The organism is Sphingobacterium cavernae (genome assembly GCF_008520265.1).
Taxonomy (GTDB): Bacteria; Bacteroidota; Bacteroidia; order Sphingobacteriales; family Sphingobacteriaceae; genus Sphingobacterium; species Sphingobacterium cavernae.
This window is the reverse complement of the sequence record NZ_VIQM01000024.1, coordinates 36,143-55,273: the sequence shown is the minus strand read 5'-3', so window position 1 is coordinate 55,273 and position 19,131 is coordinate 36,143. Positions and strand designations below refer to the sequence as shown.

The window sequence follows — 19,131 nt, the reverse complement described above, 5'->3', positions numbered from 1 at the left end:
AATTTTCATTAGCGGTCTTCTTGTTTTATGATAACAAAGTAAAATCAATTTGTCTTTTTTCCAAATCTACTTTCTTTACTTTGATTTGAACTTCATCACCCAGTTGGTAAGTTTTCTTTTTACGTTGGCCGATGATGGCGTAATTCTTCTCATCTAGCGTGTAAAAGTCATCCGTGATATCGCGTAAGCGTACCATACCTTCACATTTATTTTCTTGAATCTCTACATACATTCCCCATTCTGTCACACCAGATACGATGCCTGTGTATTCTACACCAACTTGATCTTGTAAGAATTCTGCTTGTTTGTATTTGATTGAAGCGCGTTCAGCTTCTGCCGCACGTTTCTCCATTTGAGAAGAATGTTCAGCAAGCTTTTCGTAGTGCTCCGTATTTACTTTTGTGCCGCCATCTAAATAGTACTGCAATAAACGATGCACCATTACATCAGGATATCGACGGATAGGAGAGGTGAAGTGTGTGTAATAATCAAAAGCCAATCCATAGTGGGATGAGCCTTTGGTTGTATAAATAGCTTTTGCCATAGAGCGAACGGCTAATGATGTCAACATGTTTTGTTCTTTGGAACCCTCAATTTTTGTCATCAGCTCATTCAATGATTTGGCAGTTTCTTTATCATTTTTAGTAAGCAACTTGTGCCCAAATTTTGCAGCAAATAGGGAGAAGCTAGCTAAGGCATCAGGTTTTGGGACATCGTGGAAACGGTATATAAAACCTAATTTGTTTTTACCTTTTCCTTGCTTACCGATATATTCTGCTACTTTGCGATTTGCCAAAAGCATGAAGTCCTCGATAAGTTTGTGCGCGTCTTTACGAACTTTCGTGTACACGCCCAAAGGTTTTCCATTTTCATCCAAATGAAATTTTACTTCTTCGCTTTCGAAACTGATAGCGCCATTTTTGAATTTGCGTTCACGCAGAATATAAGCCAGCTCATTTAATTTTAGGATAGCTTCGGAATGATCTCCTTCTTTATTCTCGATAATCTCTTGCGCTTCTTCATAGGTGAAGCGACGATCGGAATGAATTACGGTGCGACCAAACCATTGATCGACGACGTTGGCTTTTTCGTCTATTTCAAATACTGCGGAAAACGTGAGCTTATCTTCGTTCGGTCTTAACGAACAAAGATTGTTAGAAAGACGCTCAGGAAGCATCGGTATTACGCGGTCAACCAGATATACCGAAGTGCCACGTTGGAATGCTTCTTTATCTAAAATAGAATCTGGCGTTACATAATGAGACACGTCTGCAATGTGCACGCCAATCTCATAATTTCCATTTTCTAAAACTTGGAATGAAATCGCATCATCAAAATCTTTAGCATCAAAAGGATCGATCGTGAATGTTAAAATATTTCTGAAATCACGACGTAAGGAAATCTCTTCTTGGCTTATTTCTTCCGGAATATTTAGGGCTGCTTGCTCAACCTCTTTTGGAAATTCCAATGGGAATCCGAAGTCCGCAAGGATGGCATTCATCTCCGTATTATTCTCTCCTTTTTTGCCCAATACAGCTTTCACTTTTCCTATAGGATTCTTTGCATTTTTGGGCCACTCGATAATAGACACGACGACCTTTTCTGCATTCTGTGCACCATTCAAATTGTCTAGTGGAATGAAGATGTCGTGCAGCATTTTTCGATCATCCGGAAGGAAGAATGCATAGGTTTTGGAGATGTCAATTGTGCCTGTGAAATCTGTCTTTGCGCGGTGTAAAATCTCGACAATTTCACCTTCTCTTTTTCTACCTTTTTTGCGTTCATAAACGTGCACTTTCACGGTGTCACCATGGAGTGCTTGACGCAACTTTCGAGGTGCGACGAAGATGTCATTTTCGAGTTCATCCTCGGGTACAATATAGGCTGAACCGTCAGCTGTCATATCGACAGTTCCGGTGATGTATACGTTCAATTGCCGTAGTTTGAATTTACCTCTTTCGGGTTGTTGAAAGTGTCCCTGTTTTGAAGCGTCGTTTAATATATCTGCTATAGTTATTTTGGAATCTGTATCGGTGATGTTAAGTTTTGCGGCCACCTGTTTGTAGTTCATCAGTTGGTTGCCATTTTTCTCAAACACATCAATTATCATTTGAGTTATTACGTCTTTATATGGATTTTCTTTTTTGCTCTTCATATGAGTTATTCGTATTTGTTTTTTATTTAGATGAATTAAGGCAGGGTAGAGGAGAGGTGTTTCCCTGTAAGTGATGCCCTAAAAAATCTAATACTAATATACAACAATACTGCCAGAGTTTTCGAAAGTTTTGAGTCAAGGGGATGTGAAGGACTGTTAAGATTACATTTATTAACTTTTTGTTTATTTTAGCTATTATAAGTTTTTGAATTACATTGTTTTGGCTTTTTGTTTTGCTAAAATTATGTTTTTTAAACTGTGTTTAATAGAGGTTTATGAGGTGCTGTTGAAAATGTATGTGTTTTCGAAAAATATTCATATAATTTAATTTGTTATTTTAGCATATTTAATACATTGGAAAATAAATATATAAGTATTTTTTAGCTAAAAATATTTTGGATTTTTTTGCTTAAAATGTGCTTAAAAAATGACAACAAAGATCCTTTTCCCACATGTAATATATGCGAGAGAAATCTTTAGAATGAATTACTAATAACTTACTTTAATCCTGCTGTACTTGACACCCAGCACAAATACCAACGGCATTTATTGCGATAGCGTGTAAGGAAAAATTAGTGGGGATATTGATTTTGGGAACGGAGATTTCATCCAAACAGTATACACTGTTGCATACCGAACAGATGAAGTGTACGTGCTGATCGTGGTGGTGATCAGCCGAACATTTAGTCGAACAGATAGCGTAAGTTGCTGTACCTTGCAAGTCGAAAATCTTATGTAAGATTCCTTTCTCTTCGAATGATGCAAGAATTCTATATAAGGTTACGCGGTCTATTTCAGCACCGAAAACTTTCTCCAAATCAGGTTGTGTAATGGCTGTCTTTTTGTCAGAAATAACTTCCAATACACGCAGACGAGGCTTCGTAACTTTCAAGCCATTTGACTTTAAAAGTTGTGTAAAATCTGTGGGATGATTGTGGTTGTGTGCCTCGTGACCTGTTGTTTTCATAGGAGTAAATTTACGAATAATTGCTGGTATAATAAAGCCTCTCTAACGCGTGGTCAGAGAGGCTTTATTAAGCTGTATTTGGGGGTGTATTATTTGCCCGCAGCTTTCGCGTGATCCGCTAAAAATTGAGCAAGACCGCTATCCGTTAATGGGTGTTTTAACAACGCTGTGATTACCGATAATGGACCAGTCATAACATCTGCACCGATCTTCGCACAACCTAAAAGATGCGCGCTATGACGTACTGAAGCAGCTAAGATTTGAGTCGTGAAACCGTAGTTGTCATAGATCAAACGGATCTCTTCGATAAGGCCTAAACCATCTACTGAAATGTCATCCAAACGACCTACAAATGGAGATACATAAGTCGCTCCAGCTTTAGCTGCTAACAATGCTTGACCCGCTGAAAATACCAATGTACAATTTGTTTTTATACCTTTTTGGCTAAAATATTTGATCGCTTTAACGCCGTCTTTGATCATAGGAATTTTAACTACAATCTTAGAATCTAAAGCAGCTAATGCTTCTCCTTCTTTGATCATGCTTTCGTAATCTGTAGAGATAACTTCTGCACTTACATCACCATCCACGATTTCGCAGATTGCTTTGTAGTGATTGATTACATTTTCGTCGCCAGAGATTCCTTCCTTAGCCATTAGGCTTGGATTAGTAGTTACACCGTCTAATACACCTAAGTCTTGTGCTTCTTTAATTTGAGCCAAGTTGGCTGTGTCGATAAAAAACTTCATTGTTTGGTTTTGTTGTATTTTAATAAATTTAAAACTATCTATAATTTTAGCTGTTACAAAGGTAGTTATTTATTCAGATTAAAAGCTATATCGTTCTCATGGAAATTTTCAGATCGTTGCACTATCCGAATTTCAGATTGCATACGATAGGACAGTCGTTGTCGCTATTAGGTACCTGGATGCAGCGAATAGCTATCAGTTGGTTGGTATATGAGCTAACAAACTCTGTATTTTGGTTGGGTTTCGTTTCATTTGTATCCTTATCTCCATCACTTTTCTTATCTCCGTTTATTGGATCTTTTGTGGACGGAAGATCGAAGTATCGGCTTGTGGTGTGGACGCAAATTCTTTTGATGATTCAAGCTGGCGTACTGGCGTTAGTAGTTTATTTTGGTTGGGAGACTGTCATTTGGTTGTGTGTATTGGGATTTGTTCAAGGCGTAATCAATGCATTTGATGTCTTAGGAAGACAAGCTTTACTCTCTTCTTTAATCGACAATCGTAAGGATTTACCCAATGCAATAGCCCTGAATTCATCAGTTTTTAATGCTGCTCGTATGGTTGGGCCTGCTATTGGTGGGATTTTGCTTAGTACCTATGGAGAATTTGTTTGTTTCCTAATGAATTTTCTAAGTTTTATCCCCGTACTGACGACTTTGTCCTTGATGAAGGTGATTGAAAAACCTATTATAAGGAAAAATGGAAGTTCCACGTGGCAAGGGCTACGCGACGGTTTCGATTACCTAAAGCGTTCACCGCATTTGGCGTCATTGATAGTGATTATGACATTCTCAAGTTTGTTTGTCATCCCATATACTTCCTTGTTGCCCGCTGTTGCTCGAGATTTGTTCAATGGTGATGAAACAACATTTTCTTGGTTTGAGTCGGCAGCAGGCCTAGGCGCAATGATTGGTGCGATACGTATGGCAAGTCTTAAGACAGGAGAAAATCTTCGGTATAGGGTCATGTTTTCTGCCTTGATGATGGGGATTTCGTTATTGCTTTTGGCTTATGCACATTACCTACCTTCAGCAATTTTCTTCACAGTGGCTGTTTCCTTTGCGATGATGATGCAAAATTCAAGTATCAATACTTATATCCAAACTCATTCGATGTCTTCTTATAGAGCCCGAATTATGTCCTATTATGTAATGGCTTTCCAAGGGATATTTCCAATCGGAAGTTTATTGACAGGTGCTATTGCGGAGTCTGTGGGACTCAAAAATGCGCTATATATTATGGGAGGCGTTGGCGTAGCTATTTCAATTGGATTTTATATTTATCTACGAATACACTTGCATCGGAAACTTTTTAAAATTGATTATTCAAGTTGGAAGAAATAAGATTATTAATCTAAAAAGGACTTGTAATTAAATTACTAGTCCTTTTCGTTATAAATTTACAATAAACAATTATAGTATATTCTTAAATTTCAATACCAATAATTCTCCAGCGATTTCTCCTGGTTTAAAGCCTGATAAATCCACCTCACAATTCTTTCCAATATTTTTAGCTTTTAAAACTTTTGAAGAATCTAAAATAGTTACAGTCGTATTAGACTTGATATTATAATCTTTCAACACGACCTTTGACTGGTACTTTGGTAAGAAAGCATAAAGATCCTTGTCTTTCATGGTGAAAAATAATTCTACATGTGCTACATCAGCTTTTGGTTCTACCAGTTTTGCTGCACTGTATCCTGCCATATAGCTTTTGTCATCTTTCTTTGGAATGTTAGTTGAACTCCATTGGTATGGATTTTTAACAGTTTTAGTGCCGTAAATTGCTTCTCCATTTACTTTAAGCCAGTCACCCATTTCGGTCAGACGCTCTTGCATAATAACTGGTATTCTTCCATCGGATGTAGGACCAATGTCGAGTAGTAAATTTCCGCCACGTGCGACAATATCAATAAGTAATAATAACAGTTCTTTTGAAGTTTTGTAATCATTGATATTTTCATTACGGTTGTAACCGTAGGAATGACCTATTCCTTGGCTTTCTTCCCAAACAATATCCGCATTCATGCCGCTACCATATTCGGAAGTCGTATAAGTCACTCCGTGGTTTGTCTCACGTGTATTTTTACCCCAACGATCATTTACGACTACATCTTTGGCTACAGGTGAATCATTGAAAAGCCAAGCCAAGAATTCTTTACTACGCCATGTGGTATCGGATAAGTCCCATTCACCATCTGAAAAAATAATTGATGGTTTGTGTTTGTTAACCAAATCTTTCAATTGAGGAAGCATATGGTCGTTGATATATTTCTTTTTATCGGACTGCCATAGTGGATTATACCATTCGTAAAGCGAATAATAGTAGCCCATTTTCAATCCTGCATCTCGTACAGCAGTTGTTAATTCACCAAGCAAATCACGTTTTGGCGTGCCAGAAACCGCATTCCAAGGTCTTCCCCAGGTGCGATCTGCTTGTGGATTATCCCATAATGCATAACCGTCATGATGTTTTGATGTCAAAACCACATATTTTGCGCCTGAATTTTTGAATACTTCAGCCCATTGTGCGGGATTGTATAATTCGGCCTTAAAATTTGGCTCAAATTGGTCGTATGTAAAATTTTCTCCGAAATTCTTCGTGTGAAAATCCCAATATTTTGGTTCTTTGGAAGCAATTCGTTGCCAATACCATTCCGAATAACTTAATCCATTATTCGGGATGACAGGTGCATATGCTGGGACCGCATATACTCCCCAATGGATGAAAATTCCGAATTTATCTTGATTAAACCATTCTGGAATTCCTCTTTTGTTCAGTGATTCCCAATTCGGTTCAAATTTTTGGGCATGTGAAAGACTGCTAATAAGCAAAGTGCATAGAAAAATTAGTTTTTTCATAAAGTTTATTTTGGTTTCCTTAGACTTAAATATACACATTAAAAACAAAAGCCTTTAGTATCGACACTAAAGGCTTTATAATCTCATTATAGGGATGAAGATTAACTTTCTTCTACCCAAAGTCCATCGGACTTGATAATATTTATAAGTTCATCTAAAGCATTTGCTGATGAAACATTTTTCTTTACCACTTCTTGTCCACGGTAAAGTGTTATTTTATCAGGACCAGCACCTACGTATCCATAATCAGCATCCGCCATTTCACCTGGACCATTTACGATACAGCCCATGATTCCGATTTTCAAACCTTTAAGATGATTTGTACGCGAACGAATCATTTGTGTCGTATCTTGCAAATCGAACAATGTACGTCCACAGCTTGGGCAAGAAATATATTCTGTCTTAGATATACGTGAACGAGTAGCTTGTAATATTCCGAAAGAAACTGAAGCTAGTTTATCTGTTGGCGTTGCAGGGGAATCAATCCAAATTCCAGATCCCAATCCATCGATTAATAAAGCGCCCAAATCTGTAGCTGCATACAATTGAATCTTAGAAATTGGCTCTTCGGGATTCATAATGTCACCAACAGGACCAGAGAAATCTTCTGCGGCATAACTGCGACGAATAATCACCGGATTATCTAGACCAATTTCTTGCAAATTAGCGAAAAACTGACGTTGATCTGCCATGCCGTGTGCATGTGTTGTCTCCAACAAAAAGACTACAGTTTGGTCTATTTGTAAGTTATTGAATTCTTCGTTGGCTAAATCATCATTTGAAATACGGACCATATTCAATGCAGAATCTTTTAGCGTAGCTTGATTAAATTCTGCTAAGCTATATACAGGATGAATATTGGCTTTATTTGTCAAGGACAACCACGTGTTGTAATTATACAATTGTTTTAGATTGCCCGGCATCGTAAACGAAGGCAATTGATCCGCCAAATAAACGAAATCTACCGATTGATCTCCCATGTGGTATTTATCGTTGATTGCATCATATTTGTAACCAACTTCCGAAAGAATAAATGGATCTTTCAAGTTTTTAGCAGAAATATCAATGATGACACGTGGAACGAGTGAACCACCAACAAAAGTATTTACTTCACGTGAAACATAAGGAGTTGTATTACCAACTTCACTTAATGCTAAGATTTCTCTATGTGGCTCTTGTGTTAGCGCAACTTTTCTTTTGCTGTAACGATTTACCAATGCAATAGCTACAGGCGTTTCTTTTTCAGGTTCTTCTGTCAAGGAAACACGTACAGTATCTCCTAAACCATCTTCCAGTAAGGTTCCGATCCCGACAGCCGATTTGATACGACCATCTTCACCATCACCAGCTTCTGTCACGCCTAGATGCAATGGATAGTTCATGTTTTCCGACACCATTCTCTCCACCAAGAGTCGGTAAGCCTGCACCATGACTTTTGGATTCGACGATTTCATCGAAACACATAGGTTATAGAAATTCAAATCTTCGCAAATACGGATGAATTCCATTGCGGATTCGACCATACCTTCTGGGCTATCACCATAGCGGCTCATAATGCGATCCGAAAGCGAACCGTGGTTAGTCCCGATACGCATAGCTGTGCCGTATTCTTTGCAAATACCAACAAGTGGCGCAAATTTTTTATAAATACGATCCAATTCAGCTTGATAAGCCGAATCGGTATAGTCTATTTGATCAAATTTCTTTTTGTCCGCGTAATTTCCTGGATTGACACGTACTTTTTCGATCAGACGTGCAGCTACTTCTGCGGCATTGGGAGTGAAATGAATATCAGCGACCAAAGGGACGTCATAGCCTCTTGCACGAAGTTCATTCTTAATATTACCTAAGTTTTCGGCTTCTTTGATACTAGGAGCGGTTATTCTCACAATCTCACAACCAGCATCCACCATGCGAATAGTTTGTTCGACCGATCCCAAGGTATCCATTGTATCAATAGTAGTCATGCTTTGAATGCGAATAGGATTATCACCACCCATTCCAAGATGACCAATTTGGATTTCACGCGTTTTGAATCGTGAATATGTTAATTTGGAGTTGCAATAACTACCTGGCAATATCAAACTTTGTTGTGTGTCCATTTCAAGAACAAAGGTAGTTATTTATAGATTTAATATCTATCGATCTTAAGAGAATTCGCAGCACCGTTTAATTCTATATTGTATTTTTTAGCTGCGGTTTCGTAATTATCGGTTTGCCATACCCCATCTTTCTTCGTAAATCCTTCTAATTTATTGTTTGAAAGAATTGTCGTCATATCGATGGCACAAGCCACATCTCTAGGTAAAGAAAGTCGAGCTGTAGAAGCGGCTGTGTTTATTTCAATTTTGACATCATCTAAAGTAGGCTGTCCTAATTTTAGTATTACGTTAGCAGCCCCTGAATTGATTTCCATTTTCGAAAACTTATGAGCAGAAAAATCTGCGTTGAATTTGGCCGCACCAATATTAAAAGTCATCTTCCAAAGAGGAGTACTATTAAGTGCTAAATTTATTTTATGGCTCTTGGCGCTTTTGTCACTTATAGCTGCATTTAATTCAAAGTTGTCATCAATTCTATTTAGGTTGAACCCTAAGCTTTTACTTTGAGAGTTCGCTTCAATAAGTTGATTGGTATTGCTATCTATTTCAACCAGTGCTGCGCCAATATTCAGTGTGAACTTTGGTTCCTTTATTTCATCTGAATAAGGTACTTCGACAGATTGTTCGCTCCCTGTTGTATCGTTAGCCATATTATTCAAGACCACTTTATTTGACCAATTAAACTTATCTGTTGAAGTATATCCTACATAAGATAAAAACAGACACAAAGCCATATTTAATGCAATGATTACAGCCGTGCCGTAGTTTTTATATTGAAATATCAAATTGATACCTAAGGAAACAATCAGCAAAGGCCAATATTTTATGATGGCATAAAAATTAAAATCGATGATATTGAAATTGTCCAATAAAGCAATGATTCCAAAAAATACAAGCCAAATGCCGGTGGAAATTTTACTTTTCATATTAGTGTAAATATATACATTCTTCTATATATGATACGAATGTAAGAAGGTCGTTTAATGTTTGGTAACTATATTCGGTAAAGAAAGGAAAACTTTCGGTGAATGTGTAGATGTTTATTGAATTTTAAACAAAAGCAAATTTTATGGGTTATAAGTATATAATATGTATTTTAGCATAAACCGTAATTACACATATGATATTCTATTATTTTGGTGAATATATTCTCTTATTAAAAAAGGTTTTCAAAAAACCAGAAAAATGGCGCGTATACTATAAAGAAATGTTGCATGAGATGAGTGAGATAGGCGTAGGATCCTTGGGCTTGATTGTCATCATCTCAACATTTATCGGAGCTGTAATGACTATGCAAATTGCATTTCAGCTGAATTCTGACTTTATTCCAAGATCTGTTATCGGACAAATTAACCGTGACTCTAATATCCTTGAGCTTGGCCCAACCATTTCTGCGCTTGTATTAATGGGAAAAGTAGGGTCATCTATTTCTTCGCAAATAGGTTCTATGCGTGTGACTGAGCAGATAGATGCGTTGGAAATTATGGGAATTAATGCTGCAGGTTATTTAATTATGCCAAAGTTGATTGCTGGTGTGATCATGATGCCTGTTTTGGTCATAATCGCTATAGTTTGTGCATTGGTAGGTGGTCTATTAGGTGGTGTGTTGACAGGAGCAGTGACTACGAATGAATATATACAAGGTATTCAAGGCGGATTCAACGGATTGACAGTAGCTGTCGCAATGGTGAAAGCTTTTGTCTATGGTTTTATCATTACGACTATTCCGGCTTATAAAGGTTTTCATGTGCGTGGAGGAGCATTAGAAGTAGGTCAAGCAGGTACGCGTGCTGTCGTGATCGGTTGTATTACGATACTAGCTTGTGATTATGTGATTACTGCATTGATGTTATAATTAGAGAAGAATGATTGAAGTTCAAGATATACATAAATCTTTTGGCGATAAAAAAGTATTAACAGGAATTGATGCGATTTTTGAACCTGGAAAGGTTTCTTTAATAATTGGTGGCTCGGGATCTGGAAAGAGTACTTTGCTTAAATGTATTGTCGGGTTGCATAAACCTGAGCAGGGTCGCGTTTTCTTTGATAAGCAAGAATTCACAGCGATGGATTTTGAGGAGAAGGTTCCTGTCCGAAAAGAAATTGGTATGCTATTCCAGAATTCAGCATTATTTGACTCGATGACGGTAGAGCAAAACATCATATTTACTTTGGATATGTTTACCGAAATGAGCAAATCCGAAAAACGTGATCGCGCTAATTTTTGTTTGGAACGTGTAAACTTGTTGAATACCAATAAGCTTTATCCTGCTGAGCTTTCGGGAGGGATGAAGAAAAGGGTCGGGATTGCACGGGCGATAGCGATGAGTCCTAAATATTTGTTTTGTGATGAACCTAATTCGGGATTGGATCCGGCGACTTCTATTTTGATAGATGAACTTATTTTAGAATTGACCCAAGAGTATGAATGTACAACTGTTGTGGTTACACACGATATGAATTCTGTGATGGGAATCGGCGAGTATATTATGTTTTTATATAAGGGGCAGAAATTTTGGGAAGGCTCGAATCAAGACATGTTGCATTCGGATGTACAAGAATTGAATGACTTCGTATTTGCTAGTCCATTGATGAAAGCAGCAAAGGATACGATGAAGTAGAATAGCTTTAGCTAATTTCCCTATTTTCCGTACCTTTGCAAAAAATTAAACGAATAGCACATTGTCTACTTCAACAAATATCCAACTACTTACGCCACAACACTGGAAAGATTACGAATTAATCGATTGTGGTGATTTTGAAAAATTAGAACGTTTTGGTGATTTAATCTTGATTCGCCCAGAACCGCAGGCTGTTTGGCCAAAAACTTTAGGCGATGCCGAATGGAATAAACGTTATCATATTAAGTTTAAAGGTCGTTCAGCTACTAGTGGTGAATGGCTTAAGAAAAATCCTAAATCAGCAGATCGTTGGCATATTGAGTACAAGAATAACGATGTGGCAATCAACTTTCGTTTGGGATTAACATCGTTTAAGCATGTGGGAATCTTCCCAGAGCAAGCGGTGAACTGGGATTATATTTCAGAATCGGTTAAATCCTTTAAAACGCCAAATCCAAAGGTTTTAAATCTATTCGCATATACAGGTGGTGCTTCGATGATTGCACGTGCGGCTGGTGCGGATACTACGCATGTCGATTCGATCAAACAAGTCGTAACTTGGGCGAACGAAAACCAGGAGCTTTCGGGTTTGTCCAATGTACGTTGGATGGTAGAAGATGCATTGAAATTTGTAAAACGTGAATTGAAACGTGGTAATAAATACAACGGTATTATCTTGGATCCTCCAGCTTACGGTCATGGACCAAAAGGAGAGAAGTGGAAGTTGGAAGATCACATCATGGAAATGATGCAAGATGTGGTTCAATTGTTGGATCCAAAAGAACACTTCTTGATTTTGAATACCTATTCGTTAGGATTTTCTTCCGTAATCGTTGAGAATTTAATACGTACGTCATTTCCTAAAGTTGAAAATTTAGAAATAGGCGAGCTATACTTACAAGCTACTGCAGGACCAAAATTGCCTTTAGGTGTCTTTGGTAAATTCAGAAGATTTTCGAAATAAATAATAGAAAAGCTGCTTCAGAGCAGCTTTTTATTTTTATAAAGTGTTGATTTGGTCTTTAGCTTCTTCCAGCTTTTGACTGAAATGATGATATTCTTTAGCGTTTGTATCAAAAAGTGCTTCGCGTAAATTTTGATAGTATGCAATACCAGCAAGCAATTCAGCTTTAAATTTCTGAATATACTTCTCTTTTTTAGTATCCAAGTCTTGCCGATTCGATTGAATATATGTGGTTAAATGTGCAATATATAAGCGTAATTCGTTGATAAATATAGAAGGTCTCTCCACATTCTTCAATAAATTCTGTCTACCATATATGTGATCAACCATTTCTTGCAAAGAGTAAATCCGATCGAAATATGCCGTATTGGGGCCTGGGCAAATTGCAACAGTGCTCGAATCTTTTTTCTCCAACATGTCGTATTTTAGATAGGCGGCATTTGCTAATCCTTCGCAGAGACAAGTTTTTTCTGTGATTTCTGCTAGTTTTGCTGCGTAGGTTTCCTCATCAAGCTCGAGTTCTTCCAGTTCCGTGATTTTTAGATGTTGGTATATTCTAGATGCTGAACACATGGGCTCTTCTTCATACGTCGACGGTGTCACAAGGTATTTTTTTGTGCAAGGCGCACCGGGACGACCTTTTTCTATTCGAGATTCACGTAATATTTCTGCCGTACTTTTCTTGAAATTGTTAAAAGGCACTCCCAAAGGTGATGCACCACTGATATAGAAGTCGTCTGCTGTTGCTGTAGCTAAATTTTTAAGTGTATTTTCATCCACCGTAGTTGCTTCTGGAACTAATAAAAACGGCGATCCCCAACCTGTACCGTCTAATTTGTAATAATCTATCAAAAATTTTTGTTCTGCAGCCGTTCCAATTCCTCCTTGTGCAGTGATTTTTATCGGTGGAGCCTTGTCAAGGACTATATTTTTTTCAATTAGAGCGAATTGGTATATAGGAAAAAGCTCTTCCCTTAATTGCGATCGTTTTTGTTTAAATTCTTCTAAGATCGGACCAATTAAAAATCCATCAGTTGCAAAAGCGTGACCTCCACAGTTTAATCCCGATTCTATACGGTATTCAGAAATCCAGATTCCTTTTTTTGCCAAAAATTTAGCTTGAATAAGGGCAGATCTAAAGTCAGAAACTTTTAATGTTATTTTTTTATCGAATTCTCCAGCCTCATTCGGAAAGAACGATGGAAGTTCCCCTATATAACTGTATAACCTTGGATTCATTCCTGCGGATAATACAACAGAAGACTTAACTTTACTATTTGCGAAACCGCGTAAAGCTGCACTGGCATCAGAATAGTGTCCTTCCAATGCATTTCCTTTTCTGTCGTGATTAATTTTATCCACTTTAGACATGATGTTTACATCTATCTGTCCAGCTTCAATACAATTCACTAAATCAGCAAAAATTAACTTCTTTTTTTCTTCCGAACCTTCTGCTAAGAATTGCTGGTAGGTTTCGCGGATTGGCGAAGAATCTGGTTGTAGATCAATATATTTTTTAAGTGAATCCGAAATCTCTAGTCTTGAATTTTTAAGTCTTTGGGTTTGCGTGTTAACAATATCTTGCACCAAATCCAAATAAGCAGTGATTCGTTTGGCTCTACCGTCTTCTTCGAAAGCGGAAATACCTTGAAATGGTATCCCGATTTGGCTACTGTAATATTTGCGCATACGCTCGATGAGTTCGTCATCGACAATAGATATTACAGATGAGATACCATATTGCGCAACTTTGATAGGAGAATCAATAGAAAAAGCAAGTCCTAAGACGGGTATATGGAATGTATGTGTCATAGTTTGAAATATGACACAATTACCTAAAATATCACGTACTAAAAAATAGTGCAGTAGATACTAAAAAGTGTTTTAAAGCACATTTTAGTATCTATAAAATATAAAGTAAGAGCAAAATAAGTTCAGAACTATGCCTTAAAAACAATAGTTTTATTTCCATTGAGCATTACACGATCTTCTACAATCAATTGTATTGCTCTCGTAAGAACCGCTTTTTCAATTTCTTGACCTGCAGTACGCATTTTTTGTGGATCGTAACTGTGGTCTATAGACTTTGTATTTTGAACAATAATTGGGCCTTCGTCCAAATCATTTGTCACGAAATGGGCTGTTGCACCAATTATTTTTACACCACGATCGTGCGCCTGTTTATATGGATTGGCACCAATAAATGCGGGTAAGAAAGAATGGTGAATGTTAATAATTCGGTGTTCAAATTCTTTCACAAATGTTGGAGATAGAATGCGCATAAATTTGGCAAGAACGATGAAATCAGGATTTATCTCTTTCAGTTGAATCGCTAATTCATTTTCAAAGTCATCCTTTGTCTTATTTTCATGCGTAATGTAATAGTAGGGAATGTCAAATCTTTCTGTAAAATCTCGCAAATTGTCATAATTACTAATAACAGCGCAAACTTCAGCATTCAACGTTCCAAAGTAATTACGAACCAAAATATCTCCTAGACAGTGATGTTCTTTGGTGACTAATACAGCTATTTTTTTCTTTTTCGAAGGATTTATTTTAATCAATGCTTTTTCAGGTAAAACGGCTTTCAGGTGGCTATATAGACCATTGCTTTCTTCTGCATTTCCTGTGCACACTACACGAACGAAGAATTTATTGTTTTCTTCATCGACATACTCACGCATCGTTATGATGTTGAGTTTATGCTTAGCAAGTACGTTAGATATATTAGATACCAATCCAACAGCATCTTGACATTGAATAAGTATTAAAGTTTGTGTAGTCATGTTTGGTTAGGTTGTTTATAATGGTATTCAGCCTCTAAATTGGTAGAGGCTGAATGGTGTTTTTTAGATGGCTGCTTTCACCAGTTCTTCCTCTAAGTCAAGTTCTACGCGCAGATTATCTACAATATGGCGTTGACGATCAGGTGTATTTTTACCCATGTAATATTCCAAGATTTGTGGCAATTTATTGTCTTTGTTCAAGATAACAGGTTCTAGTTTGATATCTTCACCAATAAATTGACCAAACTCAGACGGTGAAATTTCTCCCAAACCTTTGAATCGTGTGATCTCTGGTTTTCCGCCTAACTTATTTATAGCATCAAAACGTTCTTGATCCGAATAACAATAAATAGTTTCCCTTTTGTTACGCACACGGAATAATGGAGTTTGCAGGATATACACGTGGCCCGCTTTCACCAAATCAGGGAAAAATTGCAAAAAGAAAGTCATCATCAACAGTCGAATGTGCATACCATCGACATCGGCATCGGTAGCGATTACAATATTGTTGTAACGTAGTCCGTCCATGCCATCTTCAATATTTAAAGCATGTTGCAATAAATTGAATTCCTCGTTTTCATACACGATTTTCTTGGTTAGACCATAACAATTCAAGGGTTTACCACGTAAACTGAATACCGCTTGTGTCTGCACATCCCGCGATTTTGTAATCGAACCCGATGCTGAGTCACCCTCGGTAATGAAAAGCGTGGTCTCTAGATTTCTGTCGCTTTTATCCCCATAATGGACTTTACAATCACGCAGTTTTCGGTTGTGTAAAGATGCTTTTTTAGCACGTTCGTTAGCTAATTTTTTAATACCAGCGATATCTTTACGTTCACGCTCGGACTGCATAATTCGTTTTAATAACGCTTCTGCCGTGGCTGAATCTTTATGTAAGTAGTCATCAAGGGCTTTTTTGACAAAATCATTGATGAATGTACGAACGGTAGGGCCTTCAGGGCCGACGCTTTGTGAACCTAATTTGGTTTTAGTTTGTGATTCAAAGACAGGCTCTTGTACTTTAATTGCAATAGCACTAATAATAGATGCACGAACATCCGAAGCATCAAAATCTTTTTTATAAAACTCGCGTATTGTTTTTACGACAGCTTCACGGAATGCCGCTTGGTGTGTTCCACCTTGTGTCGTATGTTGACCGTTTACAAATGAATAGTAATCTTCTCCGTACTGTTGACCGTGCGTCATCGCTATCTCGATATCCTCACCTTTTAGGTGAATGATAGGGTAGCGCATACCTTCGGTATCTACATTTCTTTCCAACAAATCCTTTAATCCATTTTCAGAAACGAATTTTTGACCATTGAAATTGATTGTCAGCCCAGAATTCAAGAAAACATAATTCCAGATCATGTTTTCGACAAATTCGATGCGGTATTTATAGTGTTTAAAAATACTGTCGTCTGGATAGAATGTTACCGACGTACCATTACGTTGTGTTGTATCTTTTTGTTCATCGGTTTGCAATTCGCCTTTGCTAAAAGTCGCAATACGCGTTTTACCTTCGCGGTATGATTGCACAGTGAAACTGGTAGAAAGTGCATTCACAGCTTTCGTACCGACACCATTAAGACCAACAGATTTTTGGAAAGCCTTGCTGTCGTATTTACCACCAGTATTAATCTTCGAAACTACATCGACTACAGAACCAATCGGTATACCACGTCCATAGTCACGTACCGAAACTTTATTTTCTGTTACTGTGATATCAATAGTTCTTCCAGCTCCCATGACAAATTCGTCAATCGAGTTGTCCATGACTTCTTTGAGCAATACATAAATACCATCGTCATAAGCAGAGCCATCGCCTAGCTTACCGATGTACATACCTGGACGTAATCTAATATGTTCTTTCCAGTCGAGTGATCGTATACTGTCTTCGTTATATGCTGTCATGATTTATCCAAAAATTTGAAACAAAAATATAAAAAAAATACCGATAAAGAGAGGAATTAAGATGTGCGAAAAGTTACATTAATAAACCACAAAAAGAATATTAAAGTTGTTATATTTAAATCTTAATCAATTAATACATGCCTAATGAAAAGATTCTTAATTATTTGTATGCTGCTTGGATTCGTAATGTCTTCATTTGCCCAAATAAAGTACGACAATGCGAAAATAAAAACAGCTGCTGAGCGGATTTCATTTTATCTACCAAAGCTACAAGGGAAGCGTGTTGCTATAGTTGCCAATCAAACAACAATACTTGGGAAATCACATTTGGTTGATAGCTTGCAGAAGCTTGGTATTAATATCGTAAAAGTATTTGGACCAGAACATGGTTTTAGAGGTAATGCAAGTAATGGCACTACCGTGAATGACGAGGTTGATATCCAAACAGGATTAAAAATCGTTTCCTTGTATGGCAATAAGAAAAAGCCAAGCAAAGAAGACTTAAAGGATGTGGATCTGATGATTTTTGATATTCAAGATGTAGGTTGCCGATTTTATACCATAATGAATACCATGCGTGATGTGATGGAAGCTTGTGCTGAAAATGGCAAATCGGTCATGATACTTGATCGCCCAAATCCAAATGGCTATTTTATCGATGGTCCAATATTGGATATGAAACATAAATCTGGCATTGGGCAATTTCCAATTCCTGTGGTACATGGCTTGACATTGGGAGAATTTGCACTTATGGTCAATGGTGAAGGTTGGATGGCGAATAATATTAAGTGTGATTTGGAAGTGATTCCAATGGAAGGCTACAATCACAGTATGTTGTATAAATTACCTATCAATCCATCGCCAAATTTGAATACAGCACAAAGTATTTTGCTTTATCCATCAACGTGTTTATTTGAAGGTGTTGCATTGAATCATGGTCGTGGTACAGATTTTCCATTTACGATTATTGGTGGCCCAATGTTGAAGGAAAAATATTCTTTTAGTTACACACCCGTAAGTAAACCAGGGATGGCTGAAGATCCTGTATTTCAGGATCAAGTATGCTATGGTTTGGATTTACGTAATTATGATTTGGAGAAATTAGTGAAAAGTAAGAAGATAAATCTCTCTTGGATGATTGAGCTGTATAATAACCACCCAAACAAAGACAAGTTTTTTGACAGAAGCATAAGCAGACAAATCGGAAATATTGATTTTTTGATCGGAGATGGTGAATTTAAAAAACAGTTGGCAGCGGGTTGGAGTGAGCAACGAATCAGAAAAACTTGGGAACCAGGGATTTCTTCTTACAAGAAAATGCGTAAGAAATATTTATTATATCCTTAAAAATGAAGAAGCCGAGAATGCTAATTTCTCGGCTTTTCGTTATTTTTTTAAATAGATCTTCCAAAATCATCCTGAACACGCACTATATCATCTTCATCTGAAGGATTAACTGCGTCAGTGTGTTGCCATATTTCTGCGACTACACCATATTCGGCTAAACCAACTAATCTATGGCGCTGACCTTGTGAAAGACGTATAAAATCACCTTCTTTCAGTATTTTTAATTCATGCTCATCGTCATCTGGACTAGTTACGACACCAACCTCCCCACGAATTACACGCCAGATTTCAGCACGACGGTGGTGGTATTGCCACGATAAACGCTTATTCGGACCCACTATAAGAATTTTTGGACTTAATTTTCCTGAAATCTTAAGCTCTTGTGTATCTAAACCATCAAAAAATTCATTTGCGAATTTTTGAGCTTGACTTTCGTCAATTACAAAAAAACCTCCCCATGGTCTAGATTGATCTATACTTTCTATAGAGAAACCCAAGCCATCTAGTTTTTCCTGAATTTGATTGAATAACTCACTTTTATCAACATATGCCATAGTAAGAATTTATTTAAGTTTTTTAAAATTTTATTATGAACTAATATCCACAAAATTTTTCGAAAATTTAAAAATTAATATAGTAATACTTATTCTTAGACATTAGTA

At 37.2% G+C, this 19,131-nt stretch carries 15 protein-coding genes; 5 read left to right on the top strand and 10 right to left on the bottom strand.

Features of this window, described 5'->3' with window-relative positions; genetic code table 11:
* Positions 1–25: 25 nt before the first annotated feature.
* From rnr to fsa, 3 genes are all read right to left on the bottom strand, one after another.
* Positions 26–2,155 carry a ribonuclease R gene (gene rnr / locus FLS47_RS03710; RefSeq protein WP_149913048.1) on the bottom strand — a complete coding sequence of 710 codons (2,130 nt, stop codon included), beginning with the start codon at positions 2,153–2,155 and terminating at the stop codon, positions 26–28.
* 502 nt (positions 2,156–2,657) lie between these two features.
* The gene (locus FLS47_RS03705) at positions 2,658–3,122 is read right to left on the bottom strand and encodes a Fur family transcriptional regulator (RefSeq protein WP_149913047.1); all 465 of its coding nucleotides are present in this window, start codon (positions 3,120–3,122) and stop codon (positions 2,658–2,660) included.
* Positions 3,123–3,211: 89 nt separating this feature from the next.
* Positions 3,212–3,871 (bottom strand): fructose-6-phosphate aldolase, encoded by a 660-nt coding sequence (gene fsa, locus FLS47_RS03700; protein WP_149913046.1) that lies wholly within the window; start codon positions 3,869–3,871, stop codon positions 3,212–3,214.
* Between the two features lie 98 nt (positions 3,872–3,969).
* Between fsa and FLS47_RS03695 the strand changes: the two genes are divergently transcribed.
* Positions 3,970–5,214: an MFS transporter gene (locus FLS47_RS03695; protein WP_149913045.1), complete on the top strand. Its 1,245-nt coding sequence runs from the start codon at positions 3,970–3,972 to the stop codon at positions 5,212–5,214.
* A gap of 69 nt (positions 5,215–5,283) precedes the next feature.
* Here FLS47_RS03695 and FLS47_RS03690 read toward each other — a convergent pair whose 3' ends face one another.
* The 3 genes from FLS47_RS03690 to FLS47_RS03680 all read right to left on the bottom strand — a co-directional run bounded on the left by FLS47_RS03690 (position 5,284) and on the right by FLS47_RS03680 (position 9,760).
* Complete coding sequence (locus FLS47_RS03690) at positions 5,284–6,732, bottom strand: alpha-L-fucosidase (RefSeq protein ID WP_149913044.1); 1,449 nt, start codon at positions 6,730–6,732, stop codon at positions 5,284–5,286.
* 101 nt (positions 6,733–6,833) lie between these two features.
* Positions 6,834–8,834 (bottom strand): (E)-4-hydroxy-3-methylbut-2-enyl-diphosphate synthase, encoded by a 2,001-nt coding sequence (gene ispG, locus FLS47_RS03685; protein WP_149913043.1) that lies wholly within the window; start codon positions 8,832–8,834, stop codon positions 6,834–6,836.
* 29 nt (positions 8,835–8,863) lie between these two features.
* Positions 8,864–9,760, bottom strand: a complete 897-nt coding sequence (locus FLS47_RS03680; protein WP_149913042.1) for a LiaI-LiaF-like domain-containing protein — start codon at positions 9,758–9,760, stop codon at positions 8,864–8,866.
* Positions 9,761–9,954: 194 nt separating this feature from the next.
* Here FLS47_RS03680 and FLS47_RS03675 point away from each other — a divergent pair, with 194 nt between their 5' ends.
* From FLS47_RS03675 to FLS47_RS03665, 3 genes are all read left to right on the top strand, one after another.
* Complete coding sequence (locus FLS47_RS03675) at positions 9,955–10,689, top strand: MlaE family ABC transporter permease (RefSeq protein ID WP_149913041.1); 735 nt, start codon at positions 9,955–9,957, stop codon at positions 10,687–10,689.
* A 10-nt stretch (positions 10,690–10,699) separates the two neighbouring features.
* The gene (locus FLS47_RS03670; RefSeq protein WP_149913040.1) at positions 10,700–11,455 is read left to right on the top strand and encodes an ABC transporter ATP-binding protein; all 756 of its coding nucleotides are present in this window, start codon (positions 10,700–10,702) and stop codon (positions 11,453–11,455) included.
* A 61-nt stretch (positions 11,456–11,516) separates the two neighbouring features.
* The gene (locus FLS47_RS03665) at positions 11,517–12,419 is read left to right on the top strand and encodes a class I SAM-dependent methyltransferase (RefSeq protein ID WP_149913039.1); all 903 of its coding nucleotides are present in this window, start codon (positions 11,517–11,519) and stop codon (positions 12,417–12,419) included.
* A gap of 36 nt (positions 12,420–12,455) precedes the next feature.
* On the opposite strand, the gene FLS47_RS03660 is transcribed toward FLS47_RS03665, so the two are convergent.
* From FLS47_RS03660 to FLS47_RS03650, 3 genes are all read right to left on the bottom strand, one after another.
* Positions 12,456–14,231, bottom strand: coding sequence for a hypothetical protein (locus tag FLS47_RS03660; protein WP_149913038.1), 1,776 nt, complete (start codon positions 14,229–14,231; stop codon positions 12,456–12,458).
* Between the two features lie 128 nt (positions 14,232–14,359).
* Positions 14,360–15,205: a formyltetrahydrofolate deformylase gene (gene purU / locus FLS47_RS03655; RefSeq protein WP_149913037.1), complete on the bottom strand. Its 846-nt coding sequence runs from the start codon at positions 15,203–15,205 to the stop codon at positions 14,360–14,362.
* A gap of 63 nt (positions 15,206–15,268) precedes the next feature.
* The gene (locus tag FLS47_RS03650; RefSeq protein WP_149913036.1) at positions 15,269–17,122 is read right to left on the bottom strand and encodes a DNA topoisomerase IV subunit B; all 1,854 of its coding nucleotides are present in this window, start codon (positions 17,120–17,122) and stop codon (positions 15,269–15,271) included.
* A gap of 144 nt (positions 17,123–17,266) precedes the next feature.
* Here FLS47_RS03650 and FLS47_RS03645 point away from each other — a divergent pair, with 144 nt between their 5' ends.
* Entirely contained in the window at positions 17,267–18,469 is a 1,203-nt protein-coding gene (locus tag FLS47_RS03645) for an exo-beta-N-acetylmuramidase NamZ family protein (RefSeq protein ID WP_149913035.1), read from the top strand.
* 47 nt (positions 18,470–18,516) lie between these two features.
* Here the strand turns inward: FLS47_RS03645 and FLS47_RS03640 are convergent, their stop codons facing one another.
* Positions 18,517–19,023 carry a cupin domain-containing protein gene (locus FLS47_RS03640; RefSeq protein ID WP_149913034.1) on the bottom strand — a complete coding sequence of 169 codons (507 nt, stop codon included), beginning with the start codon at positions 19,021–19,023 and terminating at the stop codon, positions 18,517–18,519.
* Positions 19,024–19,131: the final 108 nt, after the last annotated feature.